At 62.0% G+C, this 13,894-nt stretch carries 16 protein-coding genes; 13 read left to right on the top strand and 3 right to left on the bottom strand.

The features are described from left to right. The first annotated feature begins 32 nt into the window (after positions 1-32). Positions 33-623 carry a TetR/AcrR family transcriptional regulator gene (locus ACJ8HA_RS05220; protein WP_049207519.1) on the top strand — a complete coding sequence of 197 codons (591 nt, stop codon included), beginning with the start codon at positions 33-35 and terminating at the stop codon, positions 621-623. On the opposite strand, the gene ACJ8HA_RS05215 is transcribed toward ACJ8HA_RS05220, so the two are convergent. Further along, positions 620-922, bottom strand: a complete 303-nt coding sequence (locus ACJ8HA_RS05215; RefSeq protein WP_025302930.1) for a cupin domain-containing protein — start codon at positions 920-922, stop codon at positions 620-622. The two genes, ACJ8HA_RS05220 and ACJ8HA_RS05215, sit on opposite strands and share 4 nt — an antisense overlap. 77 nt (positions 923-999) lie before the next feature. Beyond that, on the bottom strand, positions 1,000-1,932 hold the full coding sequence (locus ACJ8HA_RS05210; RefSeq protein WP_197824035.1) for a LysR substrate-binding domain-containing protein: 933 nt from the start codon (positions 1,930-1,932) through the stop codon (positions 1,000-1,002). Between the two features lie 170 nt (positions 1,933-2,102). On the opposite strand from ACJ8HA_RS05210, the gene ACJ8HA_RS05205 reads away from it, so the two are divergent. From ACJ8HA_RS05205 to ACJ8HA_RS05165, 9 genes are all read left to right on the top strand, one after another. Further along, on the top strand, positions 2,103-3,053 hold the full coding sequence (locus tag ACJ8HA_RS05205; protein WP_442515224.1) for a branched-chain amino acid ABC transporter permease: 951 nt from the start codon (positions 2,103-2,105) through the stop codon (positions 3,051-3,053). 10 nt (positions 3,054-3,063) lie between these two features. Beyond that, entirely contained in the window at positions 3,064-4,176 is a 1,113-nt protein-coding gene (locus ACJ8HA_RS05200) for an ABC transporter permease subunit (RefSeq protein ID WP_442515223.1), read from the top strand. Then, positions 4,173-4,943 (top strand): ABC transporter ATP-binding protein, encoded by a 771-nt coding sequence (locus tag ACJ8HA_RS05195; protein ID WP_342094436.1) that lies wholly within the window; start codon positions 4,173-4,175, stop codon positions 4,941-4,943. The genes ACJ8HA_RS05200 and ACJ8HA_RS05195 overlap by 4 nt, the downstream gene beginning before the upstream one ends. Next, complete coding sequence (locus ACJ8HA_RS05190) at positions 4,936-5,649, top strand: ABC transporter ATP-binding protein (RefSeq protein ID WP_043143459.1); 714 nt, start codon at positions 4,936-4,938, stop codon at positions 5,647-5,649. Before ACJ8HA_RS05195 ends, ACJ8HA_RS05190 begins: the two co-directional genes overlap by 8 nt. Positions 5,650-5,725: 76 nt before the next feature. Further along, positions 5,726-6,835, top strand: coding sequence for a branched-chain amino acid ABC transporter substrate-binding protein (locus tag ACJ8HA_RS05185; protein WP_406894506.1), 1,110 nt, complete (start codon positions 5,726-5,728; stop codon positions 6,833-6,835). 18 nt (positions 6,836-6,853) lie between these two features. Continuing rightward, positions 6,854-7,345, top strand: coding sequence for an L-2-amino-thiazoline-4-carboxylic acid hydrolase (locus tag ACJ8HA_RS05180; RefSeq protein ID WP_089195917.1), 492 nt, complete (start codon positions 6,854-6,856; stop codon positions 7,343-7,345). Beyond that, the gene (locus ACJ8HA_RS05175) at positions 7,342-8,568 is read left to right on the top strand and encodes a Zn-dependent hydrolase (protein ID WP_342096309.1); all 1,227 of its coding nucleotides are present in this window, start codon (positions 7,342-7,344) and stop codon (positions 8,566-8,568) included. Before ACJ8HA_RS05180 ends, ACJ8HA_RS05175 begins: the two co-directional genes overlap by 4 nt. A gap of 83 nt (positions 8,569-8,651) precedes the next feature. Beyond that, on the top strand, positions 8,652-8,999 hold the full coding sequence (locus ACJ8HA_RS05170; RefSeq protein WP_442515222.1) for an ArsR/SmtB family transcription factor: 348 nt from the start codon (positions 8,652-8,654) through the stop codon (positions 8,997-8,999). Positions 9,000-9,002: 3 nt separating this feature from the next. Further along, positions 9,003-9,536 (top strand): SRPBCC family protein, encoded by a 534-nt coding sequence (locus tag ACJ8HA_RS05165; RefSeq protein WP_025302939.1) that lies wholly within the window; start codon positions 9,003-9,005, stop codon positions 9,534-9,536. Here ACJ8HA_RS05165 and ACJ8HA_RS05160 read toward each other — a convergent pair whose 3' ends face one another. Next, positions 9,537-10,565, bottom strand: a complete 1,029-nt coding sequence (locus ACJ8HA_RS05160; protein WP_049207503.1) for a transporter — start codon at positions 10,563-10,565, stop codon at positions 9,537-9,539. Between the two features lie 186 nt (positions 10,566-10,751). On the opposite strand from ACJ8HA_RS05160, the gene ACJ8HA_RS05155 reads away from it, so the two are divergent. The 3 genes from ACJ8HA_RS05155 to nudI all read left to right on the top strand — a co-directional run bounded on the left by ACJ8HA_RS05155 (position 10,752) and on the right by nudI (position 13,849). Beyond that, positions 10,752-12,362, top strand: a complete 1,611-nt coding sequence (locus tag ACJ8HA_RS05155; RefSeq protein ID WP_025302941.1) for an inorganic phosphate transporter — start codon at positions 10,752-10,754, stop codon at positions 12,360-12,362. A 26-nt stretch (positions 12,363-12,388) separates the two neighbouring features. Further along, a complete protein-coding gene (ppk2, locus tag ACJ8HA_RS05150) occupies positions 12,389-13,303 on the top strand; it encodes a polyphosphate kinase 2 (protein WP_442515221.1) in 915 nt (304 codons plus the stop codon). Between the two features lie 120 nt (positions 13,304-13,423). After that, on the top strand, positions 13,424-13,849 hold the full coding sequence (gene nudI, locus ACJ8HA_RS05145; protein ID WP_049207497.1) for a nucleoside triphosphatase NudI: 426 nt from the start codon (positions 13,424-13,426) through the stop codon (positions 13,847-13,849). Positions 13,850-13,894: the final 45 nt, after the last annotated feature.

Here is a 13,894-nt window from a genome sequence, read left to right as displayed (position 1 = left end):
GTCGCTGAATGGCAGGTAAATTGGAGCAGAGAATGGCTGGCAGACCGCGTGAGTTCGACCGCGAACAGGCGCTCTTGAAGGCGCGAAACTTATTTTGGCGGCAAGGTTACGAAGGCACCTCGATGTCGGATCTGGTGGCGGAATTGGGCATTGCTTCCGCACGCATCTACAAGGCGTTCGGCTCCAAAGAGCAGCTGTTCCGCGAGGCAATCGCCAGTTACGAAACCGAGGAAGGCGGCTTCGCCGATCGCGCCTTCGCGCAGGAAAGCGGCATTCGCCCGGCGATCCAACGTATGCTGGAAGATGCCGTGCGCCTCTACAGCCGGCCAGATCTGCCGCAGGGCTGCATGGTGGTCTCCGCCGCCGCCAGTGTCAGTGCGGAAAACGATGGGCTCAAAACCTGGCTGGCAGAGCATCGGTTGCAGCGTACGCAGCAGATCGTCGAACGGCTGCGGCAGGCGGTGCAAACCGGCGAATTGCCGGCCGATACCGACGCCGACAGCCTGGGTGACTATTTCGCCGTCTTCCTGCACGGCCTGTCGATTCAGGCACGTGACGGCGTCACTGAAGAGCGGCTATTGGCAGCGGTAAAGGTGGCGCTGGCGGTCCTGGGCGCCGCTTAATCCTCCGGCAGATCGACAATCACCAGCGTGCCTTCGCTGCCCGGCAACACGCGATGCGGCACGCCGGCCGCGGCCTGATACAGCTGGCCGGCGCGCACCACCACCACTTCCCCCGCCACCTGCAGCCGCAGGTGGCCGCTGATCACCAGCAATCCTTCGCTGTAATCATGCACTTCATCCGCAATGCTGCGCGCGTCCATGCGCAGCACTTTGATATTGGCCGCACCGACGCGGCCCAGCACGGCAGAACGCCAGGCCTCGGGCAGTTCGTCCGCCTGCTGGTTTAAATCGAACAGCATCGTCATACCTTATCGCGACACAGGAACCCGCACTCTACTGCAAGCCGCCAGGTGCTGAAAGACGCGTTGGTTGTAGATTATTCCCCGACGTTCTGAGCCGCCGCCTCACGCCGCAGCCACTGCCGCAGATTTTCGCCTTCCTGCGACAGCTCGCTATCCAGTCGAGCGCACAGGTAATAATCGCGGCCGTCGTCGATCGGCAGATCGAACATTTTGATCAACTCACCGCTCTCAAGGTACTGGGCGATTAACGGTTCACGCATCAACGCGCACCCTAGCCCCGCCTGCACCGCCGCCAGTGTCAACAATCCGTCTTCAAACATCGGCCCGATGCTGCGCAGCGGGCGTTTAACGCCGGCCAGCTGAAACCATTGCATCCAGGTATTGCGCTCCTCGTCGTGCAGCAGCGGCAGCGTCGCCAGCTGATCCGGCGTATCCAGCAAACCGTGCAGTTTACTGAATGCCCGGCTGCACACCGGCACCATTTGGCCAGACATCAGCTTTTCGCTGCGATAGCCGGTCCACTGCCCAACCCCGAAGCGGATCGACAGATCGGCGGCGTCGCTCAGGTAATTGCGGTGGTTGGCGTAAACCACATTGATGTCGATATCCGGATTTTCGCGCAAAAAGCCACGCAGCCGCGGAATGAACCAGCCCATGCCGAACAGCGGGATCAGGCTGATGGTGACCTGCCGCGATGCGGACTGCTCGCGCACGTGTTCGGTCGCCTGGCGCAGCACGTTGAACGCCGAGCGAATCGAACGGTAATACTCCCGCCCCTCGCTGCGCAGCACCAGGTTACGCCCCTGCCGTTCGGTCAACGGCATCTGCAAAAATGCCTCCAGCGTTTTGAGTTGATGACTGACCGCCGAAGGCGAAATCATCAGCTCGTTAGCCGCCGCGCTGATGCCACCCAGGCGCGCGATGGCTTCGAACGCCCGCACGGCGCGCAGCGGCGGATCGTTCGGCAGCATCGGCAATGGCTCATCGTACTGTTCTGTTTTTTTCATATATTGACTGTTTTTGGGAGATCGACACTGAAGGGATGGGTTCAATATACATAAAAATCAACGTATTAAAATCACTCGTTTTTTGTATAAGAAAGTATTTTTCCGTATTTTACAATTTTTTTAAATTCTCTACTGTGAGCCTCCTGACTCATTATCTCCGGACTCTCCTTATGGATACGCTGGTACAGCAAACCGTCAACGGTTTGATGCTCGGCAGCATCTATGCGCTGATCGCGCTCGGTTACACCATGGTGTACGGCATCCTGCGCATCATCAATTTCGCGCACGGCGACGTGCTGATGGTCGGTGCCCTGAGCGCGTTGTCGGCGATCGGCGTGTTGCAACACCACTTTCCCGCGTTATCGCCGTACGCCACGCTGCTGCTGGCGGCCCTGTTCGCCATGGCGGTCTGCGCCATTACCTCGATGGCGATCGAGCGTTTCGCCTACCGCCGGTTGCGCACTGCGCCGCGCCTGGCTCCGCTGATCAGCGGCATCGGCGTCTCGCTGCTGCTGCAAACCCTGGCGATGCTGATCTGGTCACGTAATCCCCTGATGTTTCCGCAGCTGCTGCCAATGACCCCCATCGCCCTGACCGCAGGCAGCGGCGGGCATGCGCCGGCGGTGATCACCGGCACGGCGATCGTCACGCTGGCGGTGGCCGTGGCGGTCATGGCCGGCCTCTGGCTGCTGGTCGAACACAGCCGTTTCGGCCGCGCCATGCGCGCTACGGCGGAAAACCCGCAGGTCGCCGGCCTGATGGGCATCAGTCCTGACCGCATCATCGTTCTGACCTTTGCGCTCGGCGGCGCGCTGGCGGCGGTGGCCGGCATCATGATGGCCAGCAACTACGGCAACGCCGGTTTCTCGATGGGCTTTCTGCCGGGCATCAAGGCGTTTACCGCCGCCGTGCTCGGCGGCATCGGCAACCTGCGCGGCGCGATGCTCGGCGGATTGCTGCTGGGCCTGTTCGAATCGCTAGGCACCGGCTATCTCGGCGAGCTGACCGGCGGCGTGTTCGGCAGCAACTACCAGGACGTGTTCGCGTTTCTGGTGCTGATCGCCGTGCTGGTCTTCCGCCCCTCCGGGCTCTTGGGCGAACGCATCGCCACGCGCGCATAAGGACATCACCATGACCGTTTTGACTCCCCCCGTTCCTCTGGCCACGCCGCGTCGCGCCAGGCTGGGGCTGACGCTGTTCATTCTCACGCTGCTGCTGGCGCCCTGGGTGGCGGGCGCCGCCGGCGGCAACTACTGGGTGCGGGTCGTCGACTTCGCCCTGCTGTACCTGATGCTGGCGCTCGGGCTGAACATCGTGGTGGGCATGACCGGGTTGCTGGACATGGGTTTTATCGCCTTTTACGCCGTCGGCGCCTATTTGGCCGCGCTGCTGTCATCACCGCATCTGACGCAGCAATTCCCGCTGCTGCTGCAGTGGTTCCCCGACGGGCTGCACCTGTCGATGCTGTGGCTGATCCCGCTGGCGGCGCTGCTGGCGGCGGCGTGCGGCATCCTGCTTGGCGCGCCGACGCTGCGGCTGCGCGGCGACTATCTGGCGATCGTCACGCTCGGTTTCGGCGAGATCGTGCGCATTCTGATGCGTAACCTCGATCGCCCGGTCAACCTCACCAACGGCCCTAAAGGCATTTCCGGCATCGACCCGGTCAGCCTGTTCGGCCTGAAGTTTTCCGGCATGCATGAGTGGTTCGGCGTGCGTTTCTCCGGGCTGTATCTCTATTACTACCTGTTCGCCGCGCTGCTGCTGGCGATCCTGTTTATCAGCCTGCGGCTGCAAAACTCGCGCATTGGCCGCGCATGGACAGCGATCCGCGAAGACGAGGACGCCGCGCGGGCGATGGGCATCAATACCCGCAACTTCAAGCTGCTGGCCTTCGCCATCGGCGCCACCTTTGGCGGTGTGGCCGGCGCGTTGTTTGCCGCGTTTCAGGGCTTCGTGTCGCCGGAATCGTTCACTCTGCAGGAATCGATCGCCGTACTGGCGATGGTGGTGCTCGGCGGCATGGGGCACATCCCCGGCGTGATCCTGGGCGCGCTGCTGCTGGCCGCCCTGCCGGAGCTGCTGCGCAGCAGCATGGGGCCGCTGCAGCAGGCGCTGTTCGGCCAGGTGCTGATCGACCCGGAAATCATTCGCCAACTGTTTTACGGCCTGGCGCTGATCCTGGTGATGCTGTATCGCCCGGCGGGCCTGTGGCCGGCTCGCCATGCTGGGAGGACCGCCGCATGACGCCGCTGCTCGCTTTACACCATATCAGCAAACGCTTCGGCGGCCTGACGGCGGTGGATGACGTCAGCATGAGCATCCGCCAGGGGGAAATCCACGGCCTGATCGGGCCGAACGGCGCCGGTAAGACCACCTGCTTCAACCTGATCACCGGCCTGTATCGCGCCGACGCGGGCGAGTTCCGCCTGGCGGGCCAGCGCTATAAGCCCCAGGCGATCGACAAAGTGGCGCAGGCCGGCATTGCCCGCACCTTCCAAAACCTGCGGTTGTTCAATGAAATGAGCGTGCTGGAAAACGTGATGGTCGGCTGCCACGTGCGCACCCGCAACGGCCTGTGGGCGGCGATCGCCCGGCACCGTCGCGCCAGGGAGGAGGAACAGGCGGTGCGCGATAAATCTCATGCGCTGCTGGAGTACGTCGGCATCAGCCAATTCGCTCATTACCGCGCCGGCGATCTCGCCTACGGCCATCAGCGGCGGCTGGAGATTGCCCGCGCGCTGGCGACCGAGCCCCGGTTGCTGGCGCTGGACGAACCGGCGGCCGGCATGAACGCCGGAGAAAAAGTGGCGCTGCGCGAACTGCTGCTGCGCATCCGCGACAGCGGCAAAACGCTGCTGCTGATTGAACATGACGTCAAGCTGGTGATGGGCCTGTGCGATCGGCTGACGGTGCTGGATTACGGTAAAGCGATCGCCGAAGGCGAACCGGCGCAGGTGCGGCGCGAACCGGCGGTCATTCAGGCCTATCTGGGAGGTGGCGCGCATGTCTGAAGCCCTGCTGAGCGTTAAACGACTCAAAGTGTCTTATGGCGGCATTCATGCGGTCAAAGGCATCGATTTCACGGTGAACGCCGGCGAACAGGTGACGCTGATCGGCGCCAATGGCGCGGGAAAAACCTCGAGCCTGCGGGCGCTGACCGGCCTGCAGCCGTTTGAGGGCGACATCCTGTTCGACGGCCGTTCGATTCGCGGCATGCCGCCGCACCGCTTGCTGCAACAAGGGCTGGTGATGGTGCCGGAGGGACGCGGCATTTTCACCCGCCTGACGGTGCGAGAAAACCTGCAGCTGGGTGCCTATGCGCGGCGTGACGCATCGGCGGTGCGGCAAGATTTCGAACGCGTGTGCGCCACCTTCCCACGGCTGAGCGAGCGCCTGCATCAACCGGCCGGGTTGCTTTCCGGCGGTGAACAACAGATGGTGGCGATGGGCCGCGCGCTGCTCAGCCGCCCGCGGCTGCTGATATTGGACGAACCGTCGATGGGGCTGGCGCCGATTGTGGTGGAGGCCATTTTCTCGGTCATCAAGCAGTTAGCCCGTGACGGTGTCACGCTGCTGTTGGTCGAGCAGAACGCCCGCCTGGCGCTGGCGTCCACCGATCGCGCCTACGTATTGGACAGCGGCAGCCTGAGCCACAGCGGCCGCTCCGCCGACATGCTGGACGATGAAAAAATCAAACAGATCTATTTGGGTGAATAACCGTTGTTACCTTTAACCGCACCAGGAGTATGACATGCAGCAGAACATTCGCATCAAGCCGTTGGCGCTGGCCGCCATGACAATGATCCTGAGCCTCCCGGCGCTGGCGGACGACACCGTGCTGATCGGCCTGGCCGGGCCGCTGACCGGCCCTTCCGCGCGCATCGGCAAAGATCTCGAAAACGGCGCACGGCTGGCGATCGCCGACGCTAACGCACAGAAACCGACGCTGAACGGCAAACCGGTCACCTTCAAATTACTGTCCGAGGACGATCAGTCCGACCCGCGCACCGCCGTGGCCGTGGCGCAGCGCTTGGTCGACGAAGGCGTCGCCGGCGTGGTCGGCCACTGGAACACCGGCACCAGCATCCCGGCGGCGCGCATCTACCACGACGCCGGCATCGCTCAGGTGGCGCCGGTGGCGACCGGTCACGGCTACACGCAGCAAGGCTTTGACACCAGCTTCCGCGTGATGGGCCACGACGACGACGGCGGCAACTACGCCGGGCAATATGCGGTGAAAACGCTGAAAGCCAAGCGTATCGCGGTAATCGACGATCGCACCGCTTTCGGCCAGGGGCTGGCGGACGAGTTTATCAAATCGCTGCAGGCCCAGGGCGTGCAGCCGGTCACCCGCGAGTATGTAGATGACAAGACCGTCGATTTCAGCGCCGTGCTGACCACCGTGCGCAGTAAAAACGCCGATCTGATTTTCTTCGGCGGCGTGGATTCTCAAGCGGCGCCGTTGGCGCGCAAGCTGAAACAGCTGGGCATGAACGCGCAGCTGATGGGCGCCGGCGGCTTTGTCAGCCAAACCTTCCTGACGTTGGCGCAGCGGGAAGGCGAAGGCGTCGTCGCGCTGGAGCCGGGGCTGCCGCTGGAACAGATGCCGGGCGGCAAGGCGTTTGAACAAGCCTACCGCGATCGTTATCACACCCACATCGAACTGCATGCGCCCTTCGCCTACGATGCCACCCGGGTGCTGATCGCCGCCATCGAACAAGCCGGCTCGGCCAATCCGGCCGATTACCTGCCGAAACTGCGCGCCATACATTACCAGGGCGTGACCGGCGACATCGCCTTCGATGCGCAAGGCAACCTGCAACAGCCGAGCTTCACCCTGTACCGGGTGGTTGACGGCAAATGGCAGCCGCAAACCGTGTTGGGCGGCGCCAAGTCACAATAAATCAAGAGGAGCAAGGCGATGAGCTGTGCAAAAAACGAATTGGGCATTTTGGCCCGCAGAAAGATCGAGGCGGAGATCATCAAGCCGATCTACCAGATCCTGGTGCGTGAAATCGGCAAGACGCGTGCTCAGGCGGTGATCGGCGAAGCCATCGAGAATGCCGCCATCGAGGCGGGCAAACAGTTCGCCGCCCAGGAACCGAACGGCGCGGATCTGCGCAGCTTCGCCGCCTTGCAGTACCTGTGGGAAAAAGACGATGCGCTGCGCGTCGAGGTGATCAATCAGGACGCGCAGCACTTCGACTATAACGTCACCCGCTGCCGCTACGCCGAGATGTATCACGAGATGGGGCTGGGGGAGATCGGCCACCTGCTCTCCTGCGCCCGCGACAGCCAGTTCATCGTCGGCTATGCCCCAGAGGTTGACCTGCAGCGCAGCCAAACCATCATGTCCGGCGCTCCCTGCTGCGATTTTCGCTACACCGCCAAAACGTCGGGAGAAGAACAATGACGTATCGGGTCAACGGCGAGCGCCTGTGGCAAAGCCTGCACGCGATGGCGCAGTTCGGCGCCATCGCCGATAACGGCGTCACCCGGCTGGCGCTGAGTGAAGAAGATCGCCAAGCGCGCGAGCAGCTGCGCGCCTGGGCGCTGGAGGCAGGTTGTAACGTGCGCGTCGATCGGATGGGCAACATGTTCCTGCGCCGTGAAGGCGCGCGCCCCGAATTGCCGCCGGTCGTCACCGGTTCTCACGGCGACTCGCAGCCCCGCGGCGGCCGTTTCGACGGCATCTACGGCGTGCTGGCCGGATTGGAGGTTATTCGTACCCTTAACGATCGGCAGATCGTCACCGAACGCCCGATTGAAGTGATCAACTGGACTAACGAAGAAGGCGCACGCTTTGCGCCGGCGATGATCGCCTCCGGGGTGTTCGCCGGGGTATTCGACCTGGAATACGGCCTGACGCGCCGCGACGAGCACGGCGTCAGCCTTGGCGACGCACTGGAACGCATTGGTTACGCCGGCGAGCACCCGGTGGGCGGCACGCCGATCCACGCGGCCTTCGAACTGCACATCGAACAGGGGCCGATTCTGGAAGCGGAACATCTCGACATCGGCGTGGTGACCGCCGCACAAGGGCAGCGCTGGTATGAGCTGGAGGTCGTCGGCTTCAGCGCCCATGCCGGCACCACGCCAATGGATCGGCGCCGCGATGCCCTGCTGGGCTTTACGGCGCTGGTCACGGCGGTCAACCGCATCGGTTGGGATTTTGCGCCCGATGCGCGCGCCACGGTGGGCATGGCGCAAATTACCCCCAATTCACGCAACGTGGTGCCGGGACGCGTCTTTTTCAGCGTCGAATTCCGCCATCCGCAAGAGTCTACCCTGGAGCAGATGGAGCAGCGTCTGCTGACGGCGGTAAACCACGTCAACGGCGACGGTCTGACCGCCCGCGCCGACCGCATCTTCCAGTATCCCCCTATCGCTTTTGATCGGGGCTGCATCGACAGCGTACGCCACGCCGCGCAAGCATTGGGCTATCGCCATCGCGACATGATTTCCGGCGCCGGCCACGATGCCTGTTACCTTAACCGCGTCGCCCCGACCGCCATGATTTTCATTCCCTGCGTGGACGGCATCAGCCACAACGAGCGGGAAGATATCACCCCCGCCTGGGCAGCCGCAGGCGCCGACGTGTTGCTCAACGCCCTGCTGGCGCACACCTACGCCTGATCCTCGCCCCGGTTTCTCGCCGGGGCAAAAAAATATTCAACAAAACGGTTGAATATTAGCCCACCTGTTCTATATTCAACCATATGGTTGAATTATCTTCCTCACAGCTGGACGCCATTTTTCATGCGCTGGCCGACCCGACCCGCCGTTCGATGTTACGCGTGCTGGCCGGCGGTGAGCGCAGCATCGGCGAACTGGCCGCGCCGTTGCAGATGTCGTTCGCCGGCGCCTCCAAGCACGTGAAAGCACTGGAACATGCGGGCCTGGTGCAACGCACCGTGCAAGGAAGAAACCATATCTGCCGGCTCGAACCCGAGCCTATGGCGCAGGCCATGCACTGGCTGCAAACCTATGAACATTTCTGGACTGAACGGCTGGATGCGCTCGAACAGGCGCTGCTACAGCCCGAACAGCTTCCTCCCAAGGAGTGAACCATGAATGATTACGGCATGATTATCGAACCCGGCACGCTGCGCATCCAGCGCTTGCTGCCTGGGCCCATCGAGCGGGTGTGGGCTTACCTGACCGAATCCGACAAGCGCGCCACCTGGCTGGCGTCCGGCGCCATGAAGTTGGAAAACGGCGCGCCGCTGGAGCTGGAGTTTCGCAACTCCGATCTGGCCGGCGAGCACGAGCAACCGCCGGCCAAGTACAAACAGCACGGCGGCTGTGTCAGCAACCGCGGCCACATCACCTGCCTGTTCCCGCCGCGCCTGCTGAGCTTTACCTGGGCCGAACAGGATCAGGGGCGCCCTTCCGAAGTGACCTTCGAACTGACGGAGCAGGGAAACGCGGTGCTGCTGACGGTCACCCACCGGCGCTTGGCCAACCGCGACGAGATGCTCAGCGTCGCCGGCGGCTGGCACACTCATCTGGATATCCTGCTGGATCGCCTGCACGACCGGGCGCCGCAGCCGTTCTGGAGCACCCATGCCCGGCTGGAAGAAGAGTACCGCGCCCGCCTGTAATTACGTCTCGTCCCTGCGCCTGAACGCCAAATAACCGGCGATCAGCGTAAAACTGCCGACCAGCAACACCAGCAGGATAAAACCGTGGTGATTGCTGGCCAGCGGGATCCCCCCCACGTTCATGCCAAAGAAACCGGCGACGATATTGATCGGCAATGCCAGCACGGTGATCACCGTCAGCGTATAGAGCGTGCGGTTATTCTGCTCCATCAGCTTGGCGCTCAGCTCCTCCTGCAGCAGCCGAATGCGTTCGGTCAAACTGGCCAGATCGTTCAACACCACGGTGAACTCTTCGGTAAACTGCCGCAGATCCTGCACCACCTCACGGCTCAGCCAGCTCGGCGGCCGGTTCAACAGGCGAAACAGCGCGGCCGGCTCAGGCGCCAACAGGCGCTGAAAGCGCAATAGCATGCGGCGCATGCGCCCCAGCTCGGCGCGGTTGCGTTTAACGCGGCTCGTCAGCAGACGATCCTCGATGGCATCGACATACTGGTTGGCCTGCCGCACCACCTGCTCCAGCACGTCCTCCTGCTCTTCCAGCAGGTGCGCCAGCAGCTCGGTAGACGACGCCAGCTGCAGCGCCGTCAGGCGGCCGAGCAGCCGTTCAATCAGTCGCACCGGTTTGTGACGCACGGTGACCACCAGCCCACGGCAGCAATAGAGCCACAGCGTCGCCGTTTCCGGGTTACTGTCCTCGGGGTGGAAAATCACGTCGTTGAGTACGGCGAACAGATCGTCGCCCTGGCGCTCGATGCGCGTGGTGTGGGAGCCGTGGCGGATCTCGTGAAAGAAAAAATCGGAAATGGCGAAATGGTTTTTCAACCACTTCTCCGCCGCCGCGTGGTTGAGATTGAGGTGCAGCCAGACAAAACCGTCGCCGGGCGGCAACGCTTGGTAGGCCTGACAAACCTGCTGCGAGTTCAGGCGCGCCGGCGCCTCACCGGAGCGGAACACATGGCCGTAGATCAGCCCGGTCACCTCATCATCAAAATCCAGCTTGTGCATCTTTTCCGCTAACCGTTGCACCATAACGCCATATCCTGCCTGTTGCCGTTAACCCAAGACCTTCCCCGCTGTTATAACAATCTTTATTTATCGGCGTTAATGATTTTCGCCGTTCCCGATGATTAATATTTTCGTCATAAAAAGGCCACATTCATTCAGAATACTTTTCAGGCGACAGCTACCGCATTCAATCCTTTCAGGAAGGTCATTATGAGCGATAACAGCGCCGTTCAAACGGGTGTGCCGGCCGCATCCAGCCTGCCCAAGCTGCATCAAAAGAACAGTCGACTCACTGTTCTTTTTTTTGTTTTCTTATTAATTCTGGGGATCGCGTTTGCCGGAGTGAACTTATTTAACGACGTCAGCGATGCCGGCGCCGTCTATACCAGTTACATTCCGTTTTTATTATTGGGGCTGGCGCTGCTGATCGCGCTGGGCTTTGAATTCGTCAACGGCTTCCACGATACCGCCAATGCGGTCGCGACGGTGATTTACACCCACTCGCTGTCGCCGATGGTCGCCGTGGTGTGGTCCGGTTTCTTCAACTTTCTCGGCGTGTTGCTCTCCAGCGGCGTGGTGGCCTTCGGCATCATTTCACTGCTGCCGGTCGAGCTGATCCTGCAAGCCGGCACCGGCAACGGTTTCGCCATGGTGTACGCCCTGCTGTTCTCCGCCATCATCTGGAACCTCGGCACCTGGTGGCTCGGGCTGCCCGCCTCGTCGTCGCATACGCTCATCGGCTCGATTATCGGCGTCGGCGTGGCCAATGCCCTGATCCACGGCCGCACCGGCACCAGCGGCGTGGACTGGGGCCAGGCGATCAAGGTGGGCTATGCGCTGCTGCTGTCGCCGGTGATCGGCTTCGTGTTCGCCGGCCTGCTGCTGCTGGCGCTAAAGCTGTTCGTCAAGAACCGCCAGTTGTACAGCGCGCCTAAAGGCAATACCCCGCCGCCGCTGTGGATCCGCGGGCTGCTGATCCTCACCTGCACCGGCGTTTCCTTTGCCCACGGCTCCAACGACGGGCAGAAAGGCATGGGCCTTATCATGCTGATCCTGGTGGGCACCATGCCGATCGCCTACGCCCTGAACCGTTCGATGCCGCCGGAGCAGATCCCCCGGGTGGCGGCGCTGGCGGAGGTGACCAAAAACGAGCTGCTGCGCCAGTTCCCGGCCGGCGGCCAAACCCCGCCGCGTGAGGTGTTGACCGGCTATGTGCGCACCAGCGAACTGACGCCGGAAGTCGTACCGGCGCTGGCGCAGCTGGCCGGCGCGATCGGCGATCAAATCCGTCAGTACGGCTCGGTCGACAAGATCCCGGCGCAGGCGGTGTCGAACACCCGCAACGACATGTACCTGGCGTCCGAGACCATCAAGCACCTCAAAGCAGAGCGTCAGCTGCAGATCAATCCCGATGCGCAGCGCAACCTCGACGCGCTGAAGGGTGAACTCGATAATGCCACCCGCTTCATTCCCTTCTGGGTGAAAGTGGTGGTGGCGATTGCACTGGGGCTCGGCACCATGGTCGGCTGGCGCCGTATCGTGGTGACGGTGGGCGAAAAGATCGGTAAATCGCACCTGACCTACGCCCAGGGCGCCAGCGCCGAACTGGTGGCGATGACCACCATCGGCGCGGCCGACGCCTTCGGTTTGCCGGTTTCGACCACTCACGTACTCTCGTCCGGCATCGCCGGCACCATGGCCGCCAACCGCTCCGGCCTACAGATGGCCACCCTGCGTAATCTACTGATGGCCTGGGTGCTGACGCTGCCGGCCTCGGTGCTGCTGTCGGCGGTGCTGTACTGGATCTTCAACCATTTCTAACACCGGGCTGATACGGAGAAAATCTGATGACCATGCATGAATTCAACCGCGATGACGGTTTCAACCAGCGCCTGCTGCAAGAATTTTACGACAGCTACGATGAAGAGCTGGAAATGGAGCTGGACGACCTGCGCTTCGACGCGGCAGAAGTCGACAGCGACGCGAAAAAAGCCTGGCGCAAACAATACTTCCGCGAACTGCTGCGCCTGCAGGGCGAACTGGTGAAGCTGCAGGATTGGGTGATGCGCACCGGCCACCGGCTGGTGATCATCTTCGAAGGCCGCGACGCCGCCGGCAAGGGTGGCGTGATCAAACGCATCACCCAGCGCCTCAACCCGCGCACTTGCCGCGTGGCGGCGCTGCCGGCGCCAAACGATCGCGAACGCACCCAGTGGTATTTTCAGCGTTACATCGCGCATCTGCCCGCCGCCGGCGAAATAGTGCTGTTCGACCGCAGCTGGTATAACCGCGCCGGCGTGGAACGCGTGATGGGCTTTTGCAACGACGAAGAGTATGAGGAGTTTTTCCGCAGCGTGCCGGAATTCGAAAAAATGCTGACGCGCAGCGGCATCCAAATCGTCAAATATTGGTTTTCGATCACCGATGACGAGCAGGAGCTGCGGTTCCTCAGCCGCATTCACGATCCGCTCAAACAGTGGAAGCTCAGCCCGATGGATCTGGAAAGCCGCCGCCGCTCGGAAGACTACACCGAAGCCAAAGAGATCATGTTAGCGCGCACTAACATTGCCGAGGCACCCTGGTGGGTAGTTCAGGGCGTCGACAAGAAAAAGGCCCGCTTGAACTGCATCACTCACCTGCTGCAGCAGGTGTCTTATGAGGAGGCCGAAGGCAACGTCATCACGCTGCCGCAGCGCAAACGCAGCCCGGAATACCACCGTAGCCCGGTGCCGGACAACATGGTGGTGCCGGAAATCTACTGACCTTAGCGCAGAGAAGCGGTTGCCGCTTCTCTGTACGAGGACAACGCTTTGATTTCTCTCACGCTACTGTGCCAAACCCCATGTTAAAGTGGTTGTTTTCCATTTTGACAGGAGTCTTCCATGCGCCAACGCATCATTGTTTGCCCGCTGATTGAAAACGATAACGCCTTCCTGCTGTGCAAAATGGCGGCGCACAAGGGCGTGTTTCCCGGCCAGTGGGCGCTGTCCGGCGGCGGCGTCGAGCCGGGTGAACGAATAGAACAGGCGCTGCGGCGCGAAGTGCGCGAAGAGCTGGGCGCCGCGCTGATCCTCGACAACATCACGCCCTGGACCTTCCGCGACGACGTGCGTATGAAAACCTACGCCGACGGCCGCCAGGAGCAAATCTACATGATTTACCTGATTTTCGACTGCCATGCCGCCAACCGCGACGTAACGATCAACGACGAGTTCGACGACTACGCCTGGGTGCCGCGCGAGCGCCTGGGGGACTACGATTTGAACGAGGCTACCCGCTTCACGCTGCAGCAAAAGGGATTGTTGTAACAGTTTGAGCGATTATCGCCCTATTTCCTTCACATTTGCCGGGCA

The sequence above is a fragment of the Serratia sp. CY33802 genome, assembly GCF_052169095.1.
Classification (GTDB): Bacteria; Pseudomonadota; Gammaproteobacteria; order Enterobacterales; family Enterobacteriaceae; genus Serratia; species Serratia bockelmannii.
This window is presented reverse-complemented; position numbering and strand designations above follow the sequence as displayed.

What these genes read in the sequence shown, in the direction of transcription:
- ACJ8HA_RS05220 (WP_049207519.1), top strand. Translation starts at nt 33, where the DNA reads ATGGCTGGCAGACCGCGTGAGTTCGACCGCGAACAGGCGCTCTTGAAG.
- ACJ8HA_RS05215 (WP_025302930.1), bottom strand. Translation starts at nt 922, where the DNA reads ATGCTGTTCGATTTAAACCAGCAGGCGGACGAACTGCCCGAGGCCTGG.
- ACJ8HA_RS05210 (WP_197824035.1), bottom strand. Translation starts at nt 1,932, where the DNA reads ATGAAAAAAACAGAACAGTACGATGAGCCATTGCCGATGCTGCCGAAC.
- ACJ8HA_RS05205 (WP_442515224.1), top strand. Translation starts at nt 2,103, where the DNA reads ATGGATACGCTGGTACAGCAAACCGTCAACGGTTTGATGCTCGGCAGC.
- ACJ8HA_RS05200 (WP_442515223.1), top strand. Translation starts at nt 3,064, where the DNA reads ATGACCGTTTTGACTCCCCCCGTTCCTCTGGCCACGCCGCGTCGCGCC.
- ACJ8HA_RS05195 (WP_342094436.1), top strand. Translation starts at nt 4,173, where the DNA reads ATGACGCCGCTGCTCGCTTTACACCATATCAGCAAACGCTTCGGCGGC.
- ACJ8HA_RS05190 (WP_043143459.1), top strand. Translation starts at nt 4,936, where the DNA reads ATGTCTGAAGCCCTGCTGAGCGTTAAACGACTCAAAGTGTCTTATGGC.
- ACJ8HA_RS05185 (WP_406894506.1), top strand. Translation starts at nt 5,726, where the DNA reads ATGACAATGATCCTGAGCCTCCCGGCGCTGGCGGACGACACCGTGCTG.
- ACJ8HA_RS05180 (WP_089195917.1), top strand. Translation starts at nt 6,854, where the DNA reads ATGAGCTGTGCAAAAAACGAATTGGGCATTTTGGCCCGCAGAAAGATC.
- ACJ8HA_RS05175 (WP_342096309.1), top strand. Translation starts at nt 7,342, where the DNA reads ATGACGTATCGGGTCAACGGCGAGCGCCTGTGGCAAAGCCTGCACGCG.
- ACJ8HA_RS05170 (WP_442515222.1), top strand. Translation starts at nt 8,652, where the DNA reads ATGGTTGAATTATCTTCCTCACAGCTGGACGCCATTTTTCATGCGCTG.
- ACJ8HA_RS05165 (WP_025302939.1), top strand. Translation starts at nt 9,003, where the DNA reads ATGAATGATTACGGCATGATTATCGAACCCGGCACGCTGCGCATCCAG.
- ACJ8HA_RS05160 (WP_049207503.1), bottom strand. Translation starts at nt 10,565, where the DNA reads ATGGTGCAACGGTTAGCGGAAAAGATGCACAAGCTGGATTTTGATGAT.
- ACJ8HA_RS05155 (WP_025302941.1), top strand. Translation starts at nt 10,752, where the DNA reads ATGAGCGATAACAGCGCCGTTCAAACGGGTGTGCCGGCCGCATCCAGC.
- ppk2 (WP_442515221.1), top strand. Translation starts at nt 12,389, where the DNA reads ATGACCATGCATGAATTCAACCGCGATGACGGTTTCAACCAGCGCCTG.
- nudI (WP_049207497.1), top strand. Translation starts at nt 13,424, where the DNA reads ATGCGCCAACGCATCATTGTTTGCCCGCTGATTGAAAACGATAACGCC.